Below are 8,961 nucleotides of genomic sequence, written 5' to 3'. Positions count from 1 at the left end.
CGGACGCGTCCTCCACACCTCAGTTAAATCTCCAATCAGGTCTCAGTACTCCCGTCTGAACTGTTACTAAGGCCCTGAGGAGGGTTCCTCCGACTGATACCATGCGAGCATCAGATCTACCGCCCTGCCGTAGCTTCTCACCCCGTCGGACTGGCTGTTCGCTTTTAAATACGTATTATTTAGCGTCTCCGCCGCTTTTGACACCTTCGTATCAAACCGGTCCCCAAATGCCGTATTTTCGCGCAGATCCTCCTGAACCTCCGGTCGCAGCATGTCCCAGTATCCTGCATAAGCCTCGTGATCCACCGACTCCAGTGCATTTCCCGCGTAAATCCATCCCATCAGATAGCCGCTGTACCGGTATTCCTGATTCTCCGATCCAACGCATGCCAGAAATCCGATGAAGTTGGCTTCATCCTCCCTCATAAACCCTCTCAGATGTGAGAGCTCATGGCATGCAGTGTGGGGAATATTATAAGGCGTCATCTCTGCATTATAGTTGGCTTCCACCGTAAACGGGGAGTAAATGCCGCTGAGCTGCTGTATTGAAAGGAGCCTTGAAAACAGAACGGGTTTGGGCTTTGGGTAATAACCGGCAAGCTGGGGATACTGTTCTCCCAGCTTTTCCATCGCCTTCACAGCCTCGTTCTGCACCTTCCGGCGCTCCTGACCGCCCGTCTCCGTGTAAACTGCGTTCACTCTCTGCGTCAGCCATCCAAGCAGTTCCTCCAGCTCTTTTTCAGAGTATCTTCCTGCCCTGTACTCCAGGTAATCGGAAAATGGACGGCGGTAGTAATTAATTCCGCAGTTGACCGTATAGATAAAAAAGAGCAGTGAAATCAGAAAAAGCGTTCCGGATACTATCTTTTTCCACTGCCCCAGATGACAAAAGCCGTATAAAACGCAGGAGATAAGCAGGAAATAGAGAAGAAGCTCACCGACCGGGAAGGGGAACAAACCAAAAAAGCGGGCTAAAGTCCCTGAAAGCCAGGGATAAACCCACTGTGCATACCATTGTCCGAACCAGCCGGTCTTTCTTGCCAGAACCTGCAGGACGGCAGAGATTATAAGAAGGCCTCCTCCGGCCAAAAGCAGCCTCATTTCCCTGTTTTTCCTGTTTCTTCCTCCCATATTTTACCCCTTCGTCATGAAAAACTGAAAAATTCCTTATCATTTGCGAAATTTCTTTAAAAAAACTTGATAAATCAAAAAAACTCATATACACTATTATATTGCAAACTAAACTCATTCGTCAAACAGGAGATACCATGAAAAATATAGAAGAAAATAAACCGGAGGACCCCCAGCAGCCGGAAGCGCCCGGCGCTCTGGCAGAAGAACTGGAACGGGAACTGACAAAAAATACGGTCGGCAGTGAAACCGGTGGCTGGGAGGCGGATACAGGCAAGCCGTCAAAAGATAAAAACGGAAAAGAACCATTTAACTGGAAAGCCGAAATTATAAGCTGGATACAGGTACTCGTCACAGCGGCTATTATCGCCTTCGTTATTGACCGCTACATTATCGCTAACAGCCAGGTGCCGACAGGCTCCATGGAAACTACGATTATGCCGGGCGACCGGGTAATCGGTTCCCGTTTATCCTACACCTTCGGCGAACCGGAACGTGGTGATATCGCAATCTTTGTCTATCCCGATGATGCGTATAAAGGGATTACCACCTACTATGTCAAGCGTGTAATCGGAATGCCGGGCGACACCATAGATATCATAGATGGGAAAATCTACATTAACGGTTCCGATACGCCTCTGGATGAGCCCTATCTCCATGAAGAGATGGAGGAAGAGCCGCCCCAGCACTATGAAGTCCCTGAAGGATCCTATTTCATGATGGGAGATAACCGGAACTACTCCAATGATTCCAGGCGCTGGAAAATCAAATATGTAACGGAGGATCAGCTGGTTGCCAAAGTCCTGTTCCAGTATTTCCCGAAAATCAGGAAACTTGAATAGAGCATCCGTGATAAAGATATTAAAATAGCTATCAAAATATTTAATTAAAATAGTAAGTGATTTTTTATCCTACAATACGAGGGAGGAACTTATGAAAAAAGTTGTGAAATTCGGCGGCAGTTCCCTTGCCAGCGCGAAGCAGTTTAAAAAAGTAGGCGAAATCATCCGTTCCGACAAGGCTAGACGTTATGTCGTACCGTCTGCCCCGGGCAAACGCAGCAAAACGGATGAAAAAGTAACGGATATGCTCTATGCCTGTTACGATGCGGCATCAACCGGCGCAAGCTATGGTAAAATCTTTTCTAAAATCAAAGAGCGCTATGAGCAGATCATCGAAGGCCTGGGACTCAATCTGAACCTGGATTTTGAATTCAAGAAAATCGAAGAAAATTTCATTGCCAAAAAAGGCCGTGATTACGCTGCCTCACGGGGAGAGTACCTGAACGGAATCGTCATGGCAAATTACCTCGGTTATGAATTTGTCGATGCGGCGGAAGCGATATTCTTTGATGATAACGGAAATTTTCTGGCTGACAAAACGGATCAGGAATTATCCCAGCGTCTTGAACATATCGACCGTGCCGTTATCCCGGGCTTTTACGGCTCCAAACCGGACGGAACCATTAAAACCTTTTCAAGAGGCGGCTCAGACGTCACAGGCTCCATTGTAGCGAAGGCCATTCACGCCGATATCTACGAAAACTGGACCGATGTGTCCGGATTCCTGGTGACCGATCCGCGCCTCGTGGAGAATCCGGTGCCAATCGAAACGATTACATACCGGGAGCTTCGTGAGCTTGCCTATATGGGAGCCAGCGTTCTTCATGAGGATGCAATCTTCCCGGTACGCAAGGAAGGTATTCCAATCAACATCCGAAACACCAATAAACCCGAGGATCCCGGTACTCTGATAGTGGAAAGCACCTGCCGCAAACCCAAATATGTTATCACGGGTATTGCAGGTAAAAAAGGGTTCTGTTCCATAAATATTGAAAAAGCCATGATGAACTCCGAAATCGGCTTCGGCAGAAAAGTGCTTGATGTTTTTGAACAGTATGGAATCTCGTTTGAACACATGCCTTCCGGCATTGATACCATGACGATTTTTGTGCATCAGGATGAGTTCGTGGACTATGAGCAGTCTGTGATAGCCGGAATCCACCGTGCGGTTCAGCCTGATTTTGTAGATCTGGAGGCTGATTTGGCCCTGATTGCAGTCGTGGGACGCGGAATGAAATCTGCCCGCGGCACAGCCGGCAGGATCTTCTCCGCTCTGGCCCATGCCCGTGTCAATGTCAAGATGATCGATCAGGGCTCAAGCGAGCTGAACATCATTATCGGTGTTAAGAATGATGATTTTGAACCGGCAATCAAAGCAATATATGATATTTTTATCACGGCTGAGATTTAAGAAATTAATAGATTCGTTACGGCAGTTCGTAGCTGCCGATACGGGAAGGAGGCTGATCATATAATATGGTCAGCCTCCTTCCCGTATCGCACATTCATACCGCTCTGCGGCATCTCCATCGAATTTTAATTTATGCTAAATCAGGGTATACAGATAAAATGCCATACACAGTCCTACCACATACATGGGAGTGGGGATTTCCTTAGCCTTGCCTGCGGACAGCTTGAGGACCAGATATGTAATGATAGCCAGTGCCATGCCGTTTGCGATGTTATAAGTTAAAACAGTCATAGCAACGGCAACAAACGCAGGAAGGTATTCTGTTTTGTCATCGTAATCGATCCCTCTCATGGAGCCCAGCATCTGAAAACCGATAATAGTCAGGACCGGTCCGGTAGCCACACCGGGAACCATCATCGCCAGCGGGGTAAAGAGGAGCATCAGGGCAAACAGAATGCTGGTTACAATGGCAGTCAGGCCGGTTCTTCCGCCGTCCTCCACACCGCTGGCAGATTCCAGGTATGTGGTCATAACCGGCATACAGAAAAAGCTTCCGGCTACGGTTGAGAGGGAGTCTACCTTAAAGCATTTTTCAATGCCCGGCATATCTCCGTTTTTGTCAAGCCATCCGGCCTGATTGGCAACACCCAGAATAATACCCATGGTACCGAAAAAGTCCGGAACAAAGAACGTCAGAAGCCACGGTAAATATTCCGGCCTCAGCGCACCCAGAATATCAATTCTGAATGAGACATCACCTATACCGCTGGGAAGGTTCAGTAAGCTTGTGGGCAGTGTGGTCACCCCCAGAGGAACTCCGATTATCGTTACAATAAGAATAGAAAGAATCATGCTGCCTCTGATTTTGCGCGCCTCAAATATCAGAACAAGCAAAAAACCAATCCCAAACATCAGGGCTTTTGCCGTACCTAAATCGCCGAAAATCAGGGTGTTTTTGTCACTGGCCATAATAATGCCGCCGGATTTCAAACCAATCAGCGCGATGTAAAGGCCAATACCTCCGCTGAGAGAAATTTTTATACTGGCAGGAATGGCGGTAGCAATAATCTGCCGGAGCCCGGCAAAGGAAATAATTACAAAAATGACACCTTCAATAAAAATCAGGCCATATGCCACCTCCACGGTCATATTCATAGAGCCGACAGAACTGAGGATAGCCACGGAACTCATACCGGGAGCCAGGCAAAACGGCCGGTTGGTATACAGCGCCATAGCCACACTGCATATGACCACCGCACAGATAAGCGCAGTTAAAATCGCTCCCCTCACAAGTCCCGCCTGCTCCAGCATATTGGGGATGGTTGCCAGAACATAAGACATTGTGGCAAAGGTGGTTACGCCCGCCAGAACTTCTGTCTGGATATTCGTTTTGTTTTCTTTCAGCTTGAATCTGCTTTCTAATACACTGCCAATACTACTCATTTGTTCCCTCCTGTTGTTAATCATAATCTGAATCCATACTTGAGCCTCAGCCCAGGTTTCCAGCCGCTTAGGACATTACAGTTCACAGGCAGTATCCCGCGAAGAAATTGAAAAACCTGTTTCACACAAATATCCCGGGTCATACAGTGCAAAATAGCTTTTTACTGCTTTTTGTGCATCACGGTGCGCGTTATTGTAACTTAAGAACAGCTGAACTATATGTAAAGAGAAATGAATTAAATTTCTCTCACAATTAAATAAATAGCAGATATCAGGCCAGGGTAGTGAGATAGTAAACGAGGAATATGGAAAGCCCGTATAAGGAAACGTGAATTTCTCTCCATTTACCAACGGCGGCTTTTAATAACACGTAGGACAGAATGGAAAGAGAAAGCCCATTGGCAATATTATTTGTAAAAATGGTCATGGACACCGCAATAAAGGCCGGTATTGACTCTGTTTTATCGTCATAATTAATATTTTTCATGGAATTAAGCATTTGCAAACCGATATAGGTAAGCACAGGCCCTGTGGCCACACTGGGAATCATCAGAGCCAATGGCGTAAAAAGCAGCATCAGCACAAACAGAACTGAGGCAACGATGGATGTCATTCCGGTCCGTCCTCCGTCCTCCACTCCACTGGCGGATTCCAGGTACGTCGTCATAACCGGCATACAGAACAGGCTGCCTGCCACGGTGGACAAAGAATCAACTTTAAAACATCTTTCAATCCCCGGCATGTTTCCCTTTTCATCCAGCCATTCCGCCCGGTCTGCCACCCCCAGGAGGATACCGATCGTTCCGAAGAAATCCGGAACGAAAAATGTAAACAGCCATGGCAGGTATTCCGGCTTCAGCGCCCCCCGGATATCAATTCTAAAGACAATCTCCGTTACGGACGCAGGAAAATTGAGCATAGTTTCCGGCACAGTGGTGATTCCAAGCGGAATGCCAAGTAAGGTTACCACGAGAATGGAAACAATCATGCTTCCGCGGAATTTCCGTACCTCTAATAGTATCAGTACAACAAAGCCGAGTACGAACAAAAATACTTTCGGAGAATTTAAATTACCGAACGCCAAAGAATTGGAGTTCCCGGCCACCACGACATCCCCTGTCTTTAACCCCATCAGCGCAATAAAAAGGCCAATTCCGGCGCTGATCGAAAATTTGACACTGGCAGGGATTGCTTTGACCACCAATTCCCGAAGACCAACAAAAGAAATTATTACAAACAAAATACCGCTTAAAAAAATCAATCCAAAGGCTACCTCAACCGGTATCCCTGCTTCTCCAAAAATAGAACTGACGATAGCCACAGAACTCATTCCCGGAGCCAGGCAGAACGGCCTGTTGGTATATAGCGCCATGGCTATGCTGCAAACGGAAATCATTATAATCAGTACCGTCAGGACAGCTCCTTTGGGCAGCCCGGCATTGCTCAGCATATTGGGAACCGTAGCCAGCACATAGGACATCGTTGCGAAGGTTGTGACACCAGCCAGAATTTCCGTACGTATACTGGTCTTATTCTGTCCTAACTGGAAGCGACGTTCACACAGATTGTAAAATCGGGCCATTCCCAAGTGCTCCTTTCCGTTTCTCCTGCTGATAGTCTCATCATAGCGCATTTCGGCAAATTGTAAATATTATGAAAGTTATTTTTGCTTTTTTAAATTAAACTAAATGGAAGTCAATCCTGCTTTTGCCGGTGCAGAGCAGCCTCTCCCGCTGCCGTAAGCCGGTACAGGTTAGCCGGACGGCCCTTGTTGCCATAAACATAGGTTTGCTGCAGCAGTTTCTGTCCGCAAAGAAAATCCAGATATTTTTTTGCGGATACCCTCGAAATATGCGCCTCTTCCGAAATTTCCTGTACTCCGAACCAGCCTTCTACCGCTAAAATACAGGTGCAGACCAAGCTCAGCGTCGATTTGTCAATTCCTTTGGGAGATGTCTCTTCCTCCTCGGCCGGCTGATGGGATGCCAGCAAATCGACCTCTTTTTGTTCCAGAAAATTCTTTTGAAGAAGCTGCATTTTCTGCAGATATTTTTTCAGCGCATCATTTAAACGTTCATAAGAAAAGGGTTTGATGATGTAATCCAGGCATCCCAGCCGAAATGCCTCCCTTATTTGGAGGCTGTCCTTGGCCGCTGAAATAATAATCACCTCCACCTGCCGGTTTTCCGCCCTGATCTGCTTAAGAATATGCAAACCGCTGCTCCCGGGAAGGTAGATATCCAGCAGAATCATCTGGATCTGCGTCTCACGCAGCAGCGCCTGTGCCTGCTGTTCATTCGCGGCCACTCCCGCGATCTCAAAACCGGACTGTTCTAAAAAATCAGAATTAATCTGCGCAACCTGCGGATCATCTTCAACAATCAATACCCGGTACATGTCATTCCTCCTCTCTCATGCGGGGGATATGTACGGTAAATTCAGTTCCATCCCCTGCCTCGCTGACTATTGTAATATATCCGTTATAACGTTCACAGGCCTGATTCACCAAAAACAGGCCGATCCCGTTTCCGTCCTTTTTGGTGGTGACTCCATACTCCAGGATATTCTCCCGCAGCTTTTCCGGAATCTCCGGACCGGAGTCCCAGACAGAGATATAAATTTCCTCGGTGGTCTCCACAATCTCCAGCGCCACTGTCCTCATGGCACATCCCTGCAAAGCGTCAAAAGCATTTTCCAGCAAATTCCCCACAATCAGAATCAGATCCTGCAAAAGCTCCTCCGTCAGCCGCCCTAGCAGTTCGGTACGATCCGTAAGTACAAGATCGACTCTCTGCTCGGAGGCCCTGTCAAACTTGCTGGCCAGAAATGCCGCCAGCGTAGGATCCTCGATTTTGCCGCTGATCTGCTGCAGCTCCCTGTTCTTCAAATGCACAACACCGTGTATATAGGTTTCCAATTCCGTGTAATTTTGAGCCTGAACCAGGCCTGAAACCACCTGCAGTTTATTATTAAACTCATGCATCTGCGCCCGCAGTGCTTCAACATAGCTTTTTACTCCGGTAATATTTTCAGCGAACCGGACTACTTCCTGCTTGGGGCGGAAGGTTACCAGCAGGCTCTCGTGCTGCGGCTGTGAGATTTTAATCGGAATAAAATTAACATAAAAGCTGTCGGTCCCCAATCTGCGTTCATTATCATAAATCGGCTGATTTCCGTTCAATATATTCTGCAGTGAAAATTGGGGGAACAATGTCACAAAGCCGGCATCGCCGTCATCAAATGGCTGGCCTGCTTTTTCAAACATCAGACGTGCAGTCCGGTTCGCATGCGTAATTTCTCCGTTCTGATTCACAGAAAGAATTCCGTCACGTACAGCGTCAATCAGTATATTCCTCTCAACCAAAAGCTGTGCTATCTCCACCGGTTCCAAATTGAACATGGTTCCCTTGACATTGTCCGTCAGATCCCAGACAAAAATCAGTGCAATCAGCATTACCAGCACCGTCATCGCGTTTAAATCCCTCTGTGCCTTTTGCAGCTCTCTATGATTGGACGAATACTGCAGCGTTGACAGTATGCTTCCCTGTAAGGTGCCGTCTGACCTGTAAATGGGACAGGCAGCATAAATCAGGCTGTCGCTTTTTCCCTCAGAAACGATATCATACTGCTTTTTCCCCTGGAGAAGCTCATCTTTATATTTCTTTAACGCCGTCTCGTCCGGCTTCAGTCCCGGAGTGCTGTAGAGAAGCCGGAATTTATCGTCGAAAATAGCGACACCGGAACAATTTGTACATTCCTCTGCCTGCCGGGCCAATGTTCTCAGAACTGCCGTATCTTTGCCGAAATCTCCGTCAGCCGCCGAAAGGGAACTCGATAACTGGGTTGTAATATCCATCAGAGCAGAGGCACCGGCCTTCATGACCGTTTGCTTCAGACTCATAGATACCGGATACTGGTTCAGCAGCAAAATCGCTATTACAACTGAACATACCAGCAATGTGATTTTTGTGCGCAGCTTCATCATTGGTTTATCATCCTTCAATTGTTTTTCTGTATTTTACCATGCCTGTTCATAAAAAGAAAGTATAAGCACCTGTGCGCCTGTGCCGCTGCCGGGATTACTGTTCACACCCAATGTCAATTAAGCAGGTGAGGACGCCGCCGCAGGCCAGC

Annotated in this window: 7 protein-coding genes; 2 read left to right on the top strand and 5 right to left on the bottom strand. The window is 47.3% G+C overall.

Annotation, left to right across the window (positions count from 1 at the left end):
* Positions 1–66 precede the first annotated feature (66 nt).
* Positions 67–1,131: a DUF3810 domain-containing protein gene (locus tag CLOSYM_RS00640; RefSeq protein WP_021640551.1), complete on the bottom strand. Its 1,065-nt coding sequence runs from the start codon at positions 1,129–1,131 to the stop codon at positions 67–69.
* A 137-nt stretch (positions 1,132–1,268) separates the two neighbouring features.
* Here CLOSYM_RS00640 and lepB point away from each other — a divergent pair, with 137 nt between their 5' ends.
* Together lepB and CLOSYM_RS00630 are read left to right on the top strand one after the other, a co-directional pair.
* Positions 1,269–1,973 (top strand): signal peptidase I, encoded by a 705-nt coding sequence (gene lepB, locus CLOSYM_RS00635; protein ID WP_003498041.1) that lies wholly within the window; start codon positions 1,269–1,271, stop codon positions 1,971–1,973.
* A 91-nt stretch (positions 1,974–2,064) separates the two neighbouring features.
* Entirely contained in the window at positions 2,065–3,384 is a 1,320-nt protein-coding gene (locus CLOSYM_RS00630; RefSeq protein ID WP_003498042.1) for an aspartate kinase, read from the top strand.
* A 135-nt stretch (positions 3,385–3,519) separates the two neighbouring features.
* Here CLOSYM_RS00630 and CLOSYM_RS00625 read toward each other — a convergent pair whose 3' ends face one another.
* The 4 genes from CLOSYM_RS00625 to CLOSYM_RS00610 all read right to left on the bottom strand — a co-directional run bounded on the left by CLOSYM_RS00625 (position 3,520) and on the right by CLOSYM_RS00610 (position 8,812).
* On the bottom strand, positions 3,520–4,827 hold the full coding sequence (locus CLOSYM_RS00625) for an NCS2 family permease (RefSeq protein WP_044902017.1): 1,308 nt from the start codon (positions 4,825–4,827) through the stop codon (positions 3,520–3,522).
* 271 nt (positions 4,828–5,098) lie between these two features.
* On the bottom strand, positions 5,099–6,409 hold the full coding sequence (locus CLOSYM_RS00620) for an NCS2 family permease (protein WP_044902016.1): 1,311 nt from the start codon (positions 6,407–6,409) through the stop codon (positions 5,099–5,101).
* A gap of 113 nt (positions 6,410–6,522) precedes the next feature.
* Complete coding sequence (locus CLOSYM_RS00615; RefSeq protein WP_021640548.1) at positions 6,523–7,224, bottom strand: response regulator; 702 nt, start codon at positions 7,222–7,224, stop codon at positions 6,523–6,525.
* A 1-nt stretch (position 7,225) separates the two neighbouring features.
* The gene (locus tag CLOSYM_RS00610; RefSeq protein ID WP_021640547.1) at positions 7,226–8,812 is read right to left on the bottom strand and encodes an ATP-binding protein; all 1,587 of its coding nucleotides are present in this window, start codon (positions 8,810–8,812) and stop codon (positions 7,226–7,228) included.
* Positions 8,813–8,961 lie beyond the last annotated feature (149 nt).

Source organism: [Clostridium] symbiosum ATCC 14940, from assembly GCF_000466485.1.
Classification (GTDB): domain Bacteria; phylum Bacillota; class Clostridia; order Lachnospirales; family Lachnospiraceae; genus Otoolea; species Otoolea symbiosa.
This window is presented reverse-complemented; position numbering and strand designations above follow the sequence as displayed.